The sequence below is a fragment of the Streptomyces sp. NBC_01476 genome, from assembly GCF_036227265.1.
GTDB lineage: Bacteria > Actinomycetota > Actinomycetes > Streptomycetales > Streptomycetaceae > Actinacidiphila.
This window is the reverse complement of record NZ_CP109446.1, coordinates 3,065,533-3,081,346: the sequence shown is the minus strand read 5'-3', so window position 1 is coordinate 3,081,346 and position 15,814 is coordinate 3,065,533. Positions and strand designations below refer to the sequence as shown.

Genomic DNA, 15,814 nt, shown 5'->3' with positions numbered 1-15,814 from the left:
GTGCTGACTCGACCCCACTCGAACCCCCATAAGGAGTGGTCACGTGTCGAGACAACGGATCATCGCGTTCCTCGCCGCCTTCGCGGCCCTTGTCGGACTTGCGATCCTCGTTCCGCTGGCGTCCCCCGCCTCCGCCGCGACCTGCGCATCACCGTGGAGCTCTTCCGCGGTCTACACCGGCGGCATGGCCGCCTCCTACAACAGCCACAACTGGTCGGCCAAGTGGTGGACCCAGGGCGAGACGCCCGGCAACGCCGACGTCTGGGCCGACCAGGGCAGCTGCGGCGGCTCCACCGGCGGCACCGGCGGTACGACCGGTGGCGGTGGCGGCAGCTGCAACTACCCGGCGTGGGCCGCGGGCCAGAACTACGTCACCGGCAACATCGTGCGCTACACCGACGGCAACTACTACATCGCCGAGCACGACAACCCGGGTTACGACCCGGTGATCAGCACCTGGTACTGGGACCCGTACAGCTGCACCGGCGGCACCGGTGGCAGCACCGGCGGTACGACCACGCCGCCGAACGCCGGCGGATTCGTGGTCAGCGAGGCGCAGTTCAACCAGATGTTCCCGAGCCGGAACTCCTTCTACACCTACAGCGGGCTGACCGCCGCCCTCAGCGCGTACCCCGGCTTCGCCAACACCGGCAGCGACACGGTCAAGAAGCAGGAGGCCGCGGCCTTCCTCGCCAACGTGAGCCACGAGACCGGCGGCCTCGTCTACATCGTCGAGCAGAACACGGCCAACTACCCGACCTACTGCGACGCCAGCCAGTCCTACGGCTGCCCGGCCGGGCAGGCCGCGTACTACGGGCGCGGGCCGATCCAGCTCAGCTGGAACTTCAACTACAAGGCGGCCGGTGACGCGCTCGGCATCGACCTCCTGCACAACCCGAACCTCGTCCAGACCGACGCGGCGGTCGCCTGGAAGACCGGCCTGTGGTACTGGAACACCCAGACCGGCCCCGGCACCATGACCCCGCACAACGCGATGGTCAACGGCGCCGGCTTCGGTGAGACCATCCGCAGCATCAACGGCAGCATCGAGTGCAACGGGGGCAACCCGGCGCAGGTCCAGAGCCGGGTGAACTCCTACCAGAACTTCACCTCGATCCTGGGCGTGCCCGCGGGCAACAACCTGTCCTGCTGACCGCCGGCCGGATGTCACGGCGGATGCGCCGTACCCGCCGGCCTGCTGTACCCGTTGAACCAGCGCCCCGCTCCCGGACCTTGAGGAGCGGGGCGCGTCCAGCGTCCGGGCTGGGGCGGAGCCGGGGCCGCCGGAGCACCGGGGCCGGGGCCGCCGCGCCGCCACCCGTTAGGGTGAGCGGCTGTGACGATCACCGGAGCCGGTACGAACATCCGACCGCTCGCGCCCGGCCAGCGCGCCCGGCTGCTGGTCGGCGACATCAACGGCGGCGAACCGCGAGTGGTCCACCAGACCACGGACAGCGCCCTGGAGGCCCCCAACTGGACGCCGGACGGCCGCTGGCTGGTCTTCAACCAGGACGGCCTCCTGCTGCGGATCCCCGCGGGCCCACCTGCCGCGGGTTCCCCGGCGCCGGTGCCCGAGGTGATCGACACCGGCGCGATCACCGACGCCAACAACGACCACGTGCTCAGCCCGGACGGCCGCACCCTCTACCTGTCCGCCGGCGACGGACACATCCACGCCGTGCCGCTCGACGGCACCGGCCCGGTCCGCCGCGTCACCAATGAGCGCTCGCCCGGTCCCTTCCGGCACTTCCTGCACGGCATCTCACCGGACGGCCGCACTCTCGCCTATGTGGGCGTCGAACCGTACGGCGGGGACGACTGGGGCTACCGCAACATCTTCACCGTCCCGGCCGCCGGCGGTCCCGACCTCCGGCTCACCGACAGCCCCGCCCCCGCCGACGGCCCCGAGTTCAGCCCGGACGGCGCCTGGATCTACTTCAACTCCGAGCACGGCTCCGTCACCCCCGGCCACGCCCAGCTCTTCCGGATGCGGCCCGACGGCTCCGAACTCACCCGGCTCACCTCCGACGAGCGCGTCAACTGGTTCCCGCACCTGTCACCCGACGGCCGCCATGTCCTCTACATCAGCTTCCCGCCCGGCACCGAGGGCCATCCCGCCGACCGCGAGGTGATCGTCCGCCTGATGGAACCGGACGGCGCCGCCCCCCGCGACATCCTCGCCTTCTTCGGCGGCCAGGGCAGTCTCAACGTCAACAGCTGGGCCCCCGACTCCCGCCGCTTCGCCTACGTCGACTACCCGATGAGCTGACCGCGGCCGGGCCGGTCCGGGCCACGCCGTCCGGCCCCGGCCCCGGCCTCGCCCTCAGGTGCGGTGCAGGATCACATACCCCTCGGAGTTCACCACGATCTGGTACGTCGCCGCCGGGTGCAGCTCCTTGGCGTACACCAGCGGATCGGGCACCCAGCCGCTCGAGTTGTCGATCGCGATGTAGTCGGGCGTCACGCCCGGCGTGTCCCCGATCCAGTACACGGTGGTCCGGTGCACCAGCCGGCTTATCGGTCCGACGTTCGCCTCGACCGTCGCTCCGTCCGGGATCTCGTCCAGCAGCCGCTTGACGGCCTTGGTGTGCGCGTCCACCGTGTAGGTGTCTCCCTGGCCGAGCGTGGCGAGCGGCAGCGTGAGAGTCAGCGCCAGCGCTGCCCCGGCCACCGCGGCCGGCGCCCCCGAGGCGTAGGAACGCAGCCACGGCCGGCTGCTGCTCCGTGACCGGTCGGCCGCGTCGACCAGCGCCAGCGCGATCACCGGCATCAGCACGGCGCTGTAGTGCCAGTCGGTGCCCCAGTAGTGGTCGTCGTGCGAGATGAACCGCCAGCCGATGGTCGGCAGCGCGGCCAGGATCAGCGGCGAGCGCAGCGCCAGCAGCCCGCTGGTGGGCAGCAGGATCCACAGCAGCGTGTGGATCGCGGTGGCGAACGGGATGTGCCCGGGCATCGGTGCGCCCTGGCCGTTCAGCTTGTTCCAGTAGTCGTAGCCGCCCGCGGTGTTGAACGCCGGGATGATCACCCCGAACGCCAGCGCCGACGCCGCCACCCCGAAACCGGCCAGCCCGATCCCCCACGGCCCGTACCGCAGTGCGTCGGAGAGCCGCTGCTTCGGCCCCGCGCCCGTCCCCGCGACCTCGTCGTGGCTGTCGTGGCTGTCGCGGCCGTCGTCGTCCGTCCCGGCAGGCGGTTCCGGCTCCGGCTCCTGGCGGGTGCGCCACCAGACGATGACCCCGATCGCGGCGGCCGTGACGCCCATGTCCTCCTTGACGAAGATCAACGGCACCGCCCACCACATCGCCGCCGCCCACCGCTTGCGCAGCACCGCCTCCAGCGAGAAGGCGATCAGCGGCATCGCGAAGGCGATCTCGTGGAAGTCGAACTCGACCGCCTTCTGCACACCCCACGACAGTCCGTAGGCGACCCCGATCGCCAGCCCCCGCCCGCGGCCGAGCAGATACGCGGCGCCGCGGGTGACCGGGATCACCGAGACCGCGAAGAGCAGTGCCTGCGCCACCAGCAGCGTCACCGGCGTCGGGAACACCCGGTAGAACGGCGCGATCAGCGCGGTGATCGGGCTGAAGTGGTCGCCCAGGATGTTGAAGCCGGGGCCCTTCAGATCCGCGACCGGCGCGTGCAGCTGCGCGTAGGACTTGATCGCCTGCTCGAAGATGCCCAGGTCCCAGGACATGGTGAGCATCCGGTCGTAGCGCGTCACCGACAGCAGCAGGTACGCCACGAAGAACACGGCGGTCAGCAGATACGGGTCGAGCCGCGGCCACTGTGCCCACCGCCGGACACCCCGGCCGGCGCCGGCCGCATGGGCACCCGAGTCCGCCGGGCCACCGGCCGCGACGGCCTTGGTGTCCTGGGCGTCCTTGATGTCCTGTGCCGGAATGACGGCCTCGGCCCTGTCCATCGGTCGTCCTCCTGAAGGAAACGGGGTCGGGGTCTGCCGGAAAAGATACGGGACGCTCTGTGCGGACGGGACCCATGGGACAGGAACGAGCGTGTCACCCGCCCGTCCGGGCCCACCACCCCGCCCTGGAACGCCCCGCCCCGCCCCGACCCGTCCCGCCGGGCCCGCCGGGTCCCGCCCCCGTCAGCCGGGCGCAGGGTCCCGCCGCCCCCGTCACCGGGGGCGGCGGTCTGAGGCCCGCCGATCCGCCCGTCTCCGGCCCGGCGGTCAGCCGGTCTTCTTCCACGTGCTGCAGCCGGTGGACTTGAAGTAGGCGTCGGAGGCGCCGATGGTGACGATCGCGGTGCCGGTGACGTTGTCATTGGCCTTGATGGAGTCCAGGCCGTGCAGGGCGTCCTTGCTCCGCTCCCAGTAGCAGTTGTCGTCGGTGTTCCCGGCGGACTTGTACGTGCCCGGCTGTATGTCTGTGCCCACCTTGAACATCCCGTCGCCGGCCATGGTGGTCTTCGGGGCGCCGGCCTTGGCCGAGGTCACCGCGAACCAGTCGTCGCAGCCCGTGGACTTGAAGAATTTGTCGGTCCTGGCGATCGTCACGTAGCTGCTGCCGGTGACGTTGTCATTGGCCAGGATCGAGTCGGCCTCGCCCTTGGCGTCCTTGCTCCGCTCCCAGTAGCACAGCCCGTCGGAGTTTCCGCTGGACCTGTATGTGCCGGGCTTGATGTCGGAGCCGACCTGGAAGGTGCCGTCGCCCTTGAACGCGGGCTTGGCGGCCGGCTTGTCGTCCTTCTTCTTCGCAGGTGCCTTGGTCGGAGCCTTCGCGGACGCGGATCCGGTGGAGTCCGTGGCCGCGCCCGTGCTCTTTCCGGCCGGCGCCGCGGAGTCGTCGGCCGGGCCGCACGCCACCGCGGCGAGCGCGACGGCGACGGTGATGACGCCGGCTGCGGTGAGCCGGCCGAGAGAAGCCTTGGACATGGGAAATCCCCCCTGGTTTGACGGGCCTTGGCAGCCCTGCGAACCGATGCGTCAATGACAGCATGCGTTGTGAACCGAGTCAACAAGAATTCTCGAACGAGTGAAGTTCACGCCGTGAAGGGGTTCGATCGGCACTGCCGGGTAAGATCGGCATCACGTGCGACATGAGCGGACGAAAAAGACGGGCGCGCGGACGCCCACACCGAAAAGCGGTCACGGGGGAAGGGAATGGGCCGATGACAGAGCAGGTGAGCGAGGTGACGGCGGCCGGAATCGCCCGGCTGGCCGGGGTCGGGCGCGCGGCGGTGAGCAACTGGCGGCGCAGACACGGCGACTTCCCCAAACCCGTGGGCGGCACCGAGACCAGCCCCACCTTCGAACTGACCGCGGTCGAACGCTGGCTGCACGACCAGGGCAAGCTCGCGGTGGTGCCGCTGCACGAGCGGGTCTGGCAGCAGGCCGACAACCACCCGGGCGGCACGCCGTACGCCCTGCGGGTCGCGGGATCGCTGCTGATGCTCATCCGCGAGCGGCCACTGGTCTCGCGCACCTACGTCGACAGCTCCGACGCGGAACTGGCCGCACGGCTGCCCGCCGACATGGCGGCCGCCCTGACCGCGCGGCTCGGCGCTCAGCATCCCGTGCGGGTGCCCGACAGCCTCGACGGCGACGTACCGCTGCTGCGCTCCACCGCCAAGCTGGCCCTGGAGACCGGTCCCGGCCAGGCGTACGAGTTCCTGATCGGCCGTTATCTGGACGCGAACCCACGGCAGTTCACCCTCACCCCGCAGGGTCCGGCCGAACTCATGGCGGCGCTCGCGGGAGACAAGCCCGGCAGCGTCTTCGACCCGGCCTGTGGCACCGGCGCCCTGCTGCGCGCCGCGCCGACCGGCGTCGCGATCCACGCCCAGGAGGCCGACCCGGAGCTGGCCGCGCTCACCGCACTGCGGCTCGCCCTCGCCACCGACCCCGCCGTGCGCATCCGGGTGCGCGCCGGCGACAGCCTGCGCGCCGACGCCTTCCCCGGTCTGACCGCCGACGCCGTGCTCTGCCACCCGCCGTTCAACGACCGCAACTGGGGCCACGACGAACTCGGTTACGACCCCCGCTGGGAGTACGGCTTCCCGGCCCGCACCGAATCCGAGCTCGCCTGGCTGCAGCACGCCCTCTCCCACACGCGCGAGGGCGGCACCGTGGTGATGCTCATGCCGCCGGCCGCCGCGTCCCGCCGGTCCGGCCGCCGCATCCGGGCCGACCTGCTGCGCCGCGGAGCACTGCGGGCGGTGATCGCGCTGCCGGTGGGAGCCGCACCGCCCTACGGCATCCCCCTGCACCTGTGGGTCCTGCGCAGACCGGCGGCCGACCAGCGGCCGGCCGCGGACCTGCTGCTGATCGACACCGGTGCCATTCCGGTGCAGGGCACCGAGAAGGTGCCCTGGCACACCGTCAGGACCACCGTGCTCGACGCGTGGCGCTCCTTCGACCGGCATGGGGCGGCGCACGCGCGCCCCGGCGTCAGCCGCGCCCTGCCCATCATCGAACTCCTCGACGACGAGGTCGATCTGGCCCCCGCCCGCCACCTTCCGCCGCCGGCCACCGAAGGAGGAGCTGCCGCACTCGCCGCCGTCCGGGACCGCCTGGCCGCGAGCCTGCGCCGCACCGCCGAACTCGCCCCCGCCTCCGGCGCCGCCGGTGAACCCGCCCGCTGGCCGACCACCACCGTCGGCGAACTCGCCCGCGCCGGAGCGCTGCTGCTGCGGTCCGGCGGCGCCGGCACCGCGCCCGCCGACGGCAGCGGACCGGCCCGGCCGGTGCTCACCGAGTACGACGTGATCGGCGGCAGCGGACCCACCGGCACACTCCCGGCCGCCCCGCCCGACACCTCCGCCGAGGAGCCGGTGCTCACCGAACCGGGCGACGTGGTGGTGCCGGTGCTCGGCGGCGGCACGGTCGCCCGGGTGGTGGACGAGGCCACCGCGGGAGCCGCGCTCGGCCGCAACGTCCATCTGCTGCGCCCGGACACTGCGGCCCTCGACCCGTGGTTCCTTACCGGGTTCCTGCGCAGCACCGCCAACAACCGCCAGGCGAGCAGCTACGCGTCCACCTCCACCCGGCTCGACGTACGGCGGCTCCAGATACCGCGGCTCCCGCTGGCCGACCAACGGCGCTACGGCGAACGCTTCCGCGCCCTCGCCGGATTCGAGGAAGCGCTGCGCCAGGCGTCCCAGCTGGGCGAGCAGTTGGTCCAGGGACTGCACGACGGACTGACCGACGGCACGGTGCGGCCCGAGTAGTTGTCCACAGGTCTTGCGGGAGCGGGCGACGGCTGTCGGCCGTGGCCGATACGCTCTGGCCAAGTCCACCGCCCCGACGACCGTTCGACGACCAGGAGCACACGATGTACGGCCACGGCACAGTTCTGCCGCCGCCCCGGCCCGAGCACCGCGGGGTCGTCATCGGGCTGCGTGTGGTCTTCACCGTGCTGCCGGTGGTCTCCCTCGGGCTCCTCGCCTGGGGGTCCACCCTGCGGCTGGCCCTGGTGCGCAAGCGGCCGGTGGACTGGGTGCTGGTTGCGGTGACCGTGGTCATCGCGATCGTGGCCCTGGTGCTCTTCTCCAACTCCCCTGACGTCAACAGCAAACAGGCCAACACCGGCGGGACGATGCTGGTGTTCGCCATGTTCTGTACGCCGGTCTACTTCCTGGTCATGGACATCCGGCGGACCGGCACCCCGCTCGTCGTCCGCTCCGGCCCGGGCGGATACGCGCAAGGAAACCCGTACGCCTCCGGGATATCCCAGGCGCCGGCCGGCCCCCGACCGCAGCAGCCGCCCTACGGCTACGGTCACCCCCGGCCCGCGCCTCCGCAGACGCCTCCGCTTCCGCCCCGGCCGCCCGCCGCGACGGTCCCGCACCCGCGGATCGAGCAGGTCCGTGCCGAGCTGGACGAGCTGAGCGACTACCTCCGCAAGGAGGAGGGCCGGTGATCGGTCGGCTCATAGCCGGTCGGTACGAGCTGGCGAGTGTCATCGGGCAAGGCGGTATGGGCCAGGTGTGGACCGCCTACGACCGGCGGCTGGACCGCAGGGTCGCGGTGAAGCTGCTGCGGCCCGACCGGGTGGCGGCAGGCGAGGACGCCACCGAGCTGCGGCGGCGGTTCGACCGGGAGTGCCGGGTCACCGCGCAGGTGGACCACCCCGGGCTGGTCACCGTGCACGACGCCGGCGGGGACGGCGACGAGCTCTACCTGGTGATGCAGTACGTGGAGGGCGCCGACCTCGGCGACCACCTCGCTGAGCACGACCCCTACCCCTGGCCGTGGGCGGTGTCGGTGGCCGCGCAGCTCTGCGGGGTGCTCTCCGCCGTGCACGCGGTGCCGATCGTCCACCGGGACCTCAAGCCGCGCAATGTGATGGTGAAGCCGGACGGCACCCTCACCGTGCTCGACCTGGGCGTGGCGTCCGTGATGGACACCGACACCACCCGGCTGACCCACACCGGTTCGCCGATCGGCAGCCCCGCCTACATGGCACCGGAGCAGGCCATGGGTGGCGCCGTCGGACCGCGCACCGACCTGTACGCGCTCGGCGTGCTGCTGCACGAACTGCTCAGCGGCCACGTGCCGTTCGAGGGGTCGACCGCGCTCGGGGTGCTGCACCGCCACCTGTACGAGGCGCCGCTGCCGCTGCGGCAGGTCAGGCCCGAAGTGCCGGAGCGGCTGGAGTCCCTGGTGCTGCGGCTGCTCGCCAAGGACCCGCAGGCCCGGCCGTCCGGGGCGCAGGAGGTGTTCCGTGAGCTGGCCGCGCTGCTGCCTGCCGCGGGCACCGGACAGCCGCGGCTGGGACCGATGGACCCGACCCGGCCGTTCCTGCGCCCGCACGCCCCCTGGCCGGACCGGCCGGCGCCGCCGGCGGCGAATCCCGCCCCGCCGCCGGCCGCCGCACCCAAGGGCGCCGACCTGGCCGCCGCCGTCGACGAGGTGAAACGGCTGCTGGACGCGGGCCGGATCACCCAGGCGGTGGACATGCTGGGCGGCATCATCCCGGCGGCGGCCCGGCAGCACGGCGAGGGGTCACCGGTGCTGCGGGCGCTGCGCAAGCAGTATGCGGCGACGTTGATGGAGGACGGCCAGTACCGCAGGGCGCTGCCGGAACTGCGGCGGCTGTCGGAGGAGTTCGCCGCGCAGTACGGAGGAGCGGACCGCCAGGCGCTGCAGTTCCGCTACGAGGCGGCGCAGTGCCTGGAGCAACTGGGGGACACCAACGCGGCCCTGGGCGAGTACCGGATCCTGCTGCCGTACTTCGAGCGGTACGCCGGCACCGGTCCGGCCGTGCCGCTGGACATCAGACGCCGGATCGGCCACCTCCTGCTCTCCGCCGGTGACCGGGCCGGCGCCCGGGAGGTCCTCACCCGTCTCCTCTATGACGCGGAGCGGGTGCACGGCCCGCACCACCCGTTCCCCACCGAGATCCGCCGCACGCTCTCCTGGCTGGGCCGGGTCCAGGGTTAGGACAACAGCACGCAGCACGCAGCACCCGACGCCCGACGACCGGCACCACGGACCCGGCCTCCCCCGCCCCCCGACCCCCGCCCTGGACCGGCACGCCCCAACTCCGCTCTGATTTCCCCCAGTCGGGGCAGATTCCCTGATGAACGCATGTAGCGCACCGCACACACCACGAGGTGGCAGATGGACACACGGATATCCAGATCCCTCGCCTGCGCAGCGGTGCTCACCGCGGTGCTCGGCGTCGCGGGCTGCAAGGACACCACGATCGGCGTCGAGGGACCGGGCAGCGGCGGCCCGACCAGCGCCGGCAGCGGCCCCGTAGTGAGCAACGGCCGGGCGGTCAGCCCGCTGGACAACCCCGACGGCACCAAGACCGGCCTGGCCGCCATCACCTCGGCCGCGGACAAGGCGAAGGCGCGCACCCTGATCAACAAGGTGGCGACCAAAGGGCGGGGCCCCAAGACGGGTTACGCACGGGACAAGTTCGGCTCCGCCTGGATGGACTCCGCACCCGACGTGGCCTTCGCGCGCAACGGCTGCGACACCCGTAACGACGTCCTGAAGCGGGACGGCGACGACATCAAGTACCGGTCCGGTTCGACGTGCGTGCTGATGTCCATGACGCTGGACGACCCCTACACCGGCAAGGTCATCCACTGGACCAAGGCCAAGGCCACCGCTGTGCAGATCGACCATGTGATGCCGCTGTCGTACGACTGGCAGATGGGCGCCGCGCACTGGAGCAAGGACAAGCGCGAGGAGATCGCCAACGACCCGCTCAACCTGATCCCGGTGGACGGCCCCTCCAACGGTGCCAAGAGCGATTCGGGAGCGGCGAGCTGGCTGCCGCCGAACAAGCAGATCCGGTGCTCGTACGCGGTACGGATCGCGCAGGTGTCGCTCAAGTACGAGCTGCCGGTGACCACTGCGGACAAGCAGGCGATGCTCGCCCAGTGCGGTGGCTGATCCCGGCATCGCGCCTCAGCGGGCCTCGGTGTCGCCCGCGGGCGCGGACGCGGGGCCCTGGGACGGTCCGGTGGACCGCGTCGCCGACCCGGCGACCGGGGCGGCCCGCCCGGTGGGCCGGGTGCTGATCAGTGCGGCGGCGGCGAGGACGAGGCCCCCGGCGTAGAAAGGGGCCCGCAGCCCGAACGTGCGGGCCGTGAAACCGGCCGCGGCGGCACCCAGCGCGGTGCCGCCGCCGGTCACCATCTGGTAGGCCATGGCGACCCGGCCGAGCAGTTCGGGCGGGACCAGGGACTGGCGCAGGGACACCGCGGTGACGGTCCAGGCCAGATTCACCGCCCCGTAGCCGGCGACGAACAGACCCGCCGTGACACCCGAGCCCGCGCCGCCCGCGGCAGCGACGGCCAGGGCCGATCCCACGACGGTCAGCTTCAGGATCCGGGCGGCGCCGAAGCGCGCGGTCAGCGCCGGGGCCGCCATCGCTCCCGCCACCCCGCCGAGCGCGAAGCACGCCACCAGCAGACCGAAGCCCAGGCTGCCCAGGCCGAGGAGCTGCCGGGCGTAGAGCACCAGGATGGCGATCAGCCCCCCGTCGACCAGCATGCTCATCCCGGCCACCAGGCAGAGCCGGCGCAGCAGCCGGTGCCGCCAGAGCCAGCGGACACCCTCGGTGGTGTCGCGGCGCAGCGTCGTCCAGGTGGGGGAGGCCCCTTCGGCGCGCGGCCGGAAGGAGGCGATCGCTGCCGACCTTGCCCGCCGCTGGCTGCGGACGGACGTGGCGATCGCCGAGCGGATCACCGGCGAGCCCTTTCCCGAGCGGTCCCAGGAGCTGCTCGGCAGACTGCTCGCCGCCTACGCGGACCGCTTCCGCGAGGAGCCGGGCTACCGCCAGGTCTGGTACCACGGGCCGCGCTTGGCCTCGGTCAAGGAGGACGGCCGGCAGGCGGACGACGAGATCGCCGAGTGGGTGCACGCGGCCCTGGTGCGCGGCTACGCGCTTCCCGACACCGAGCGGTCCCGCCGCCGCGCGCGGCTCGCCGTGGAGGTCGGCGCCCATCTGCTCGACCTCGCCTTCCGCGACAACGCCGAGGGCGACCCCGAGATCCTCGCCGACGCCGCGCTCATGATGGACCGCTATCTCTTCGCCCCGGCTGCCGGCGGCTGAGCCGCCGCACCCCCAACCGAGCCGCCCGCAGTGCCCCCGCAAGGACGCCGTAAGAACACCCGCGAGCACGCCGTGAGGCCCCCGCGACACCGCCGGGACGGCCCACAGCGCACGCACAGGCAGCGTCCCGGAGGGATCACGTTCGGCAGAGTGCTGGATATCCATGGCCCCGGCTCAATATCCTCATGCACGATCGATCAATGTCGCCACGTCAGCTTCGCGAGGCTCGTTCCTCGCCGGGAGGCACCATGGTCCGCCGCCGTACCGCCGTCTCCGTCGCCGCCCTCGGGCTGCTGCTCGCCTCCCCGGCCCTCACCGCGTGCGGCTCGGGACCGGCCCACGCGGGCGCCGCGGCGGTGGTCGGCGACCAGCGGATCACCGTCTCCTCGCTGCAGTCGGAGGTCAACGAGCTGCGTACCGCGGTGGCGAAGTCCCCGCAGGGACAGCAGTTGCTGGACTCGGCCGGCGATCTCTCCACGCAGATGCTGGACCGGCTGGTGGAGGACCAGGTACTCGCCCAGGCGCTCACCGACAAGCACATCACGGTCAGCGACAGCGAGGTGCAGCGCGACCGGCAGGCGGCGCTCGACCAGTTCAACGGGAACGAGGCCCAGCTGGACAGCACGCTGCTCACCCAGTACGGCGTGGCGTCCGGCGACATCGACCACTTCTTCTACCGGGACGTGGCCTCCAGCAAGCTCGTGCAGAGCCTCGGCTACCAGCCCGGCAGCGACGGCGGCATCACCGCCCTCACCCAGACCCTCGCCAAGACCGGCACCTCGGTCGGCGTGCACATCAACCCGCGGTACGGCACCTGGGACGCCAAGAAGGCGACCATCGGCGCCGGCAACGACCCGTGGGTGGTCAACAAGACGCCGATCGCGGCCGCCGCCACCGCCGACGGGGGCGACGCCGCCGCCACCGCCTCCTGACGGTGGTGGCCGGTCCGGCCGCGGTGATCGCTCTGTCGGTGGTCCGGGGTACGTTCGAGGTGTGAAGCACGTAGAGACCGCCGCCACCTCAGCCGCCACCCCGGACGGCGACACCACCCCCGCGCCGGGCCGCCTGGTGCTGCTCACCACCAGCCACCGGGTCGCCCCCGGTCAGCTCTCCTGGCCGGCCTGGCAGGTGCTGCACGACGCGGACCGGGTGGTGTGCCCCGACCCGGAGCACCCGCACCTGCCGTATCTGCGGGAGGCCGGCGTCGCGGTGGAGACCGCGGACCCCGGCGGCCAGGAACTGGTGGACGCGACCGCCGGCGGCCGCACGGTGGTCTATCTGCCGCCGTCGGGCGGCGCGGCCCCCGCCGTCACCGACGAGCTGGCCCGGCTCGGCGGCTCGGGGCGGGTCGCGATGCCCGACCTGGAGCTGCTGCCCGGCTCGTACGACCTGCCGGGCGCCCGCCTGCTCGACCTGGTCCAGGTGATGGACCGGATCAGGGCCGAATGCCCGTGGAGCAGCCTGCGCACCCACGAGGAGCTGGCCAAGTACGGCATCGAGGAGATGTACGAACTGGTCGAGGCGATCGAGGAGGGTGACCGGGAGGCGATCCGCGAGGAGCTGGGGGACGTCCTGCTCCAGGTCGTCTTCCACGCCGCGATCGCCGAGGGCCACCCCGAGGAGCCGTTCGGGATCGACGACGTGGCCGCCGGGCTCGTCGCCAAGCTCGTCCACCGCCACCCGCACATCTACGGGGACGAGGTGGCCGAGACTCCCGAGCAGGTGCAGGAGAACTGGCTGCGGCTCAAGGGCGTGGAGAAGGCCCGGGAGTCGGTCACCGACGGCGTCCCGCCCGCCTCTCCCGCGCTCGCCCTGGCCGCCAAGCTCGCGTCCCGCGCCCGGGGCGCCGGCCTGCCGCTGCCGGTCACCCCGCCGGCGCCGCTGTACGACGACGAAGCGCACCTCGGCGACCACCTGCTGGCCGAAGCCGCCGCCGCCCAGGCCGCGGGCATCGACCCCGAGGCGGCCCTGCGGCACGCGGCCCGCCGCTACCGGGCGGCGATACGGGCGGCGGAGGCGGAGCGGCGCGGCGCCCCGGCCGGCGACCCCACCCCGACGGACCACAGCAGCGCGGCAGAAGGACAGGCGGCGCAAGAACAAGAGGGACAAGAAGAGCAAGGGGAGCGGTAGCCGGATGCGCGTGGACGTACCGCACGCCTGGCCGGCCGGCGAGGCCGAGGCGCTCGCCCTCCAGGACCGGCTGCGCCCACTGGCCGACCACCGGGGCCCCGGTCCGGCCGCGCCCCGCACCGTCGCCGGGCTCGACGTCGCCTACGCGGGCGACGGAAGCGGCACCGGCGATCTCGTGGCGGCCGCGGTCGTGGTCATCGACACGGCCACCCTCGCCGTGGTCGAGTGTGCCACTGCCACCGCGACCACCACCTTCCCGTATCTCCCCGGCCTCTTCGCCTTCCGCGAACTCCCCGTCCTCGTCGAGGCGCTGCGGGCTCTGCGCACCACGCCGGAACTGCTGCTCTGCGACGGTCACGGCCTCGCCCACCCGCGTCGCTTCGGGCTCGCCTGCCACCTCGGCGTGCTCACCGGCCTGCCCACCGCAGGCGTCGCCAAGACCCCTTTCACCGGGCGCCACGATCCGGCCGCCCTCGCGGACGCACGCGGGTCCTGGGCCGGTCTGACCGACAACGGTGAGACCGTCGGCCGCGCGCTGCGTACCCAAAGCGGCGTCAACCCCGTCTATGTCTCCACCGGCCACCTCATCGATCTGCCCACGGCCACCGCCCATGTCCTCTCCCTCGCCCCCGCCTACCGCCTGCCCGAGACCACCCGCCTGGCCGACCGCCTCTCCCGCGAGGCCCTGGCCGCCGCGGTCTGAGGCACCGGTGCCGGTACGGGCCGGGCCCGCCGTGGCTGGGGCGGGACCAGCAGACCGGGACGACCGGGCCGGGCCCGGATGAGTAACGTCGGGGGGTGACTCAGCCGATGGACCGTGAATCCGGCATGCCCGCCCTCTTCACCTGGGAGTTCGCCACCGACCCCTATCCGGCGTACGCGTGGCTGCGGGAGCACGCGCCGGTGCGCTGGACCGAGTTGCCCAGCGGGGTGAACGCCTGGCTGGTGACGCGGTACGGCGACGCGCGGGAGGCGCTGGCGGACGCCCGGCTGAGCAAGAACCCGGTGCACCACGTGGGGGAGTCGCGGGGGAAGACCGGGATCCCCGGGGAGCGCAGCGCCGATCTGATGACGCATCTGCTGAACATCGACCCGCCGGACCACACCCGGCTGCGGCGGCTGGTGTCGAAGGCGTTCACCCCGCGGCGGGTGGCCGAGTTCGCCCCGCGGGTGGCGGAGCTGACGGACCGTTTCATCGACGGCTTCGCCGGGCGCGGGGAGGCCGACCTGATCCACGAGTTCGCCTTCCCGCTGCCGATCTACGCGATCTGCGACCTGCTGGGGGTGCCCGCGGAGGACCAGGACGACTTCCGGGACTGGGCCGGGATGATGATCCGGCACGGGAAGGGGCCGCGGGGCGGTGTGGCCCGTTCGGTGAAGCGGATGCGGGCCTATCTGGTCGAGTTGATCCACCGCAAGCGCGCCGGACTCGACTCCGCTCCCGGCGACGACCTGATCTCCGGTCTGATCCGGGCCAGCGACCACGGCGAGCACCTCACCGGGAACGAAGTCGCCGCGATGGCCTTCATCCTGCTCTTCGCCGGCTTCGAGACGACGGTGAATCTGATCGGCAACGGCGTGCACACCCTGCTGCGGCATCCCGCCGAGCGGCACGCGCTCCAGGAGTCGCTGGCCCGCGGTGAGAGCGCCCTGCTGGAGACCGCCGTGGAGGAACTGCTGCGCTACGACGGCCCGGTCGAGATGGCCACCTGGCGCTACGCCACCGAGCCGCTGTCCATCGGCGGCCAGGCCGTGGCGGCCGGCGACCCGGTCCTGGTGGTGCTCGCCGCCGCCGACCGCGACCCGGCCCGGTTCGGCGGCCCCGACACCCTGGACCTGGCCCGCCGGGACAACCCGCACCTCGGTTACGGGCACGGCATCCACTACTGCCTCGGCGCCCCGCTGGCCCGGCTGGAGGCAAGAACGGCGCTGGCCCGTCTGCTCACCCGGCTGCCCGATCTGCGCTCCGGCGCCGACCCGGCGGAACTGCGCTGGCGCGGCGGCCTGATCATGCGCGGACTGCGGACGCTTCCGGTGGAGTTCACCGCGCAGTCACCTTCCGGTCCCACCAGGTGACGTGACGGCCCGTCACCGCCGTGACCCGGACGTGATGATCGCTACATCGGCTTGTGATCCGGCGGTCAATCCCG

Annotated in this window: 14 protein-coding genes; 11 read left to right on the top strand and 3 right to left on the bottom strand. The window is 72.6% G+C overall.

All coding sequences use genetic code 11. The features are described 5' to 3' along the window. Positions 1-43 precede the first annotated feature (43 nt). Positions 44-1,153: a glycoside hydrolase family 19 protein gene (locus OG552_RS13730; RefSeq protein WP_329132665.1), complete on the top strand. Its 1,110-nt coding sequence runs from the start codon at positions 44-46 to the stop codon at positions 1,151-1,153. 183 nt (positions 1,154-1,336) lie between these two features. Beyond that, positions 1,337-2,269 carry a TolB family protein gene (locus tag OG552_RS13725; protein WP_329132663.1) on the top strand — a complete coding sequence of 311 codons (933 nt, stop codon included), beginning with the start codon at positions 1,337-1,339 and terminating at the stop codon, positions 2,267-2,269. A gap of 54 nt (positions 2,270-2,323) precedes the next feature. Here OG552_RS13725 and OG552_RS13720 read toward each other — a convergent pair whose 3' ends face one another. Beyond that, positions 2,324-3,922 (bottom strand): DUF2079 domain-containing protein, encoded by a 1,599-nt coding sequence (locus tag OG552_RS13720; RefSeq protein WP_329132661.1) that lies wholly within the window; start codon positions 3,920-3,922, stop codon positions 2,324-2,326. Positions 3,923-4,189: 267 nt separating this feature from the next. Then, entirely contained in the window at positions 4,190-4,894 is a 705-nt protein-coding gene (locus OG552_RS13715; RefSeq protein WP_329132659.1) for a hypothetical protein, read from the bottom strand. A 236-nt stretch (positions 4,895-5,130) separates the two neighbouring features. Here OG552_RS13715 and OG552_RS13710 point away from each other — a divergent pair, with 236 nt between their 5' ends. From OG552_RS13710 to OG552_RS13695, 4 genes are all read left to right on the top strand, one after another. Beyond that, on the top strand, positions 5,131-7,188 hold the full coding sequence (locus OG552_RS13710) for an N-6 DNA methylase (RefSeq protein ID WP_329132657.1): 2,058 nt from the start codon (positions 5,131-5,133) through the stop codon (positions 7,186-7,188). Positions 7,189-7,292: 104 nt separating this feature from the next. Continuing rightward, positions 7,293-7,880 (top strand): hypothetical protein, encoded by a 588-nt coding sequence (locus tag OG552_RS13705; protein WP_329132655.1) that lies wholly within the window; start codon positions 7,293-7,295, stop codon positions 7,878-7,880. Beyond that, positions 7,877-9,403: a serine/threonine-protein kinase gene (locus OG552_RS13700; protein WP_329132653.1), complete on the top strand. Its 1,527-nt coding sequence runs from the start codon at positions 7,877-7,879 to the stop codon at positions 9,401-9,403. The genes OG552_RS13705 and OG552_RS13700 overlap by 4 nt, the downstream gene beginning before the upstream one ends. Positions 9,404-9,583: 180 nt before the next feature. Further along, positions 9,584-10,369, top strand: a complete 786-nt coding sequence (locus OG552_RS13695) for an HNH endonuclease family protein (protein WP_329132651.1) — start codon at positions 9,584-9,586, stop codon at positions 10,367-10,369. A 15-nt stretch (positions 10,370-10,384) separates the two neighbouring features. Here the strand turns inward: OG552_RS13695 and OG552_RS13690 are convergent, their stop codons facing one another. Beyond that, complete coding sequence (locus tag OG552_RS13690) at positions 10,385-11,167, bottom strand: MFS transporter (RefSeq protein WP_329132650.1); 783 nt, start codon at positions 11,165-11,167, stop codon at positions 10,385-10,387. Here OG552_RS13690 and OG552_RS13685 point away from each other — a divergent pair. The 5 genes from OG552_RS13685 to OG552_RS13665 all read left to right on the top strand — a co-directional run bounded on the left by OG552_RS13685 (position 11,145) and on the right by OG552_RS13665 (position 15,740). Beyond that, positions 11,145-11,534: a hypothetical protein gene (locus OG552_RS13685; protein WP_329132648.1), complete on the top strand. Its 390-nt coding sequence runs from the start codon at positions 11,145-11,147 to the stop codon at positions 11,532-11,534. The genes OG552_RS13690 and OG552_RS13685 overlap by 23 nt on opposite strands. A gap of 248 nt (positions 11,535-11,782) precedes the next feature. Continuing rightward, the gene (locus tag OG552_RS13680) at positions 11,783-12,466 is read left to right on the top strand and encodes a SurA N-terminal domain-containing protein (RefSeq protein ID WP_329132646.1); all 684 of its coding nucleotides are present in this window, start codon (positions 11,783-11,785) and stop codon (positions 12,464-12,466) included. A gap of 61 nt (positions 12,467-12,527) precedes the next feature. Then, on the top strand, positions 12,528-13,664 hold the full coding sequence (locus OG552_RS13675) for a nucleoside triphosphate pyrophosphohydrolase (protein WP_329132644.1): 1,137 nt from the start codon (positions 12,528-12,530) through the stop codon (positions 13,662-13,664). Between the two features lie 4 nt (positions 13,665-13,668). After that, on the top strand, positions 13,669-14,367 hold the full coding sequence (locus OG552_RS13670) for an endonuclease V (protein ID WP_329132642.1): 699 nt from the start codon (positions 13,669-13,671) through the stop codon (positions 14,365-14,367). Positions 14,368-14,474: 107 nt separating this feature from the next. After that, positions 14,475-15,740: a cytochrome P450 family protein gene (locus tag OG552_RS13665; RefSeq protein ID WP_329140796.1), complete on the top strand. Its 1,266-nt coding sequence runs from the start codon at positions 14,475-14,477 to the stop codon at positions 15,738-15,740. Positions 15,741-15,814: the final 74 nt, after the last annotated feature.

Bases quoted from the DNA above. Each gene is read 5' to 3' on its own strand.
- OG552_RS13680 (WP_329132646.1), top strand. From the start codon at position 11,783: ATGGTCCGCCGCCGTACCGCCGTCTCCGTCGCCGCCCTCGGGCTGCTG.
- OG552_RS13715 (WP_329132659.1), bottom strand. From the start codon at position 4,894: ATGTCCAAGGCTTCTCTCGGCCGGCTCACCGCAGCCGGCGTCATCACC.
- OG552_RS13720 (WP_329132661.1), bottom strand. From the start codon at position 3,922: ATGGACAGGGCCGAGGCCGTCATTCCGGCACAGGACATCAAGGACGCC.
- OG552_RS13695 (WP_329132651.1), top strand. From the start codon at position 9,584: ATGGACACACGGATATCCAGATCCCTCGCCTGCGCAGCGGTGCTCACC.
- OG552_RS13670 (WP_329132642.1), top strand. From the start codon at position 13,669: ATGCGCGTGGACGTACCGCACGCCTGGCCGGCCGGCGAGGCCGAGGCG.
- OG552_RS13665 (WP_329140796.1), top strand. From the start codon at position 14,475: ATGGACCGTGAATCCGGCATGCCCGCCCTCTTCACCTGGGAGTTCGCC.
- OG552_RS13705 (WP_329132655.1), top strand. From the start codon at position 7,293: ATGTACGGCCACGGCACAGTTCTGCCGCCGCCCCGGCCCGAGCACCGC.
- OG552_RS13710 (WP_329132657.1), top strand. From the start codon at position 5,131: ATGACAGAGCAGGTGAGCGAGGTGACGGCGGCCGGAATCGCCCGGCTG.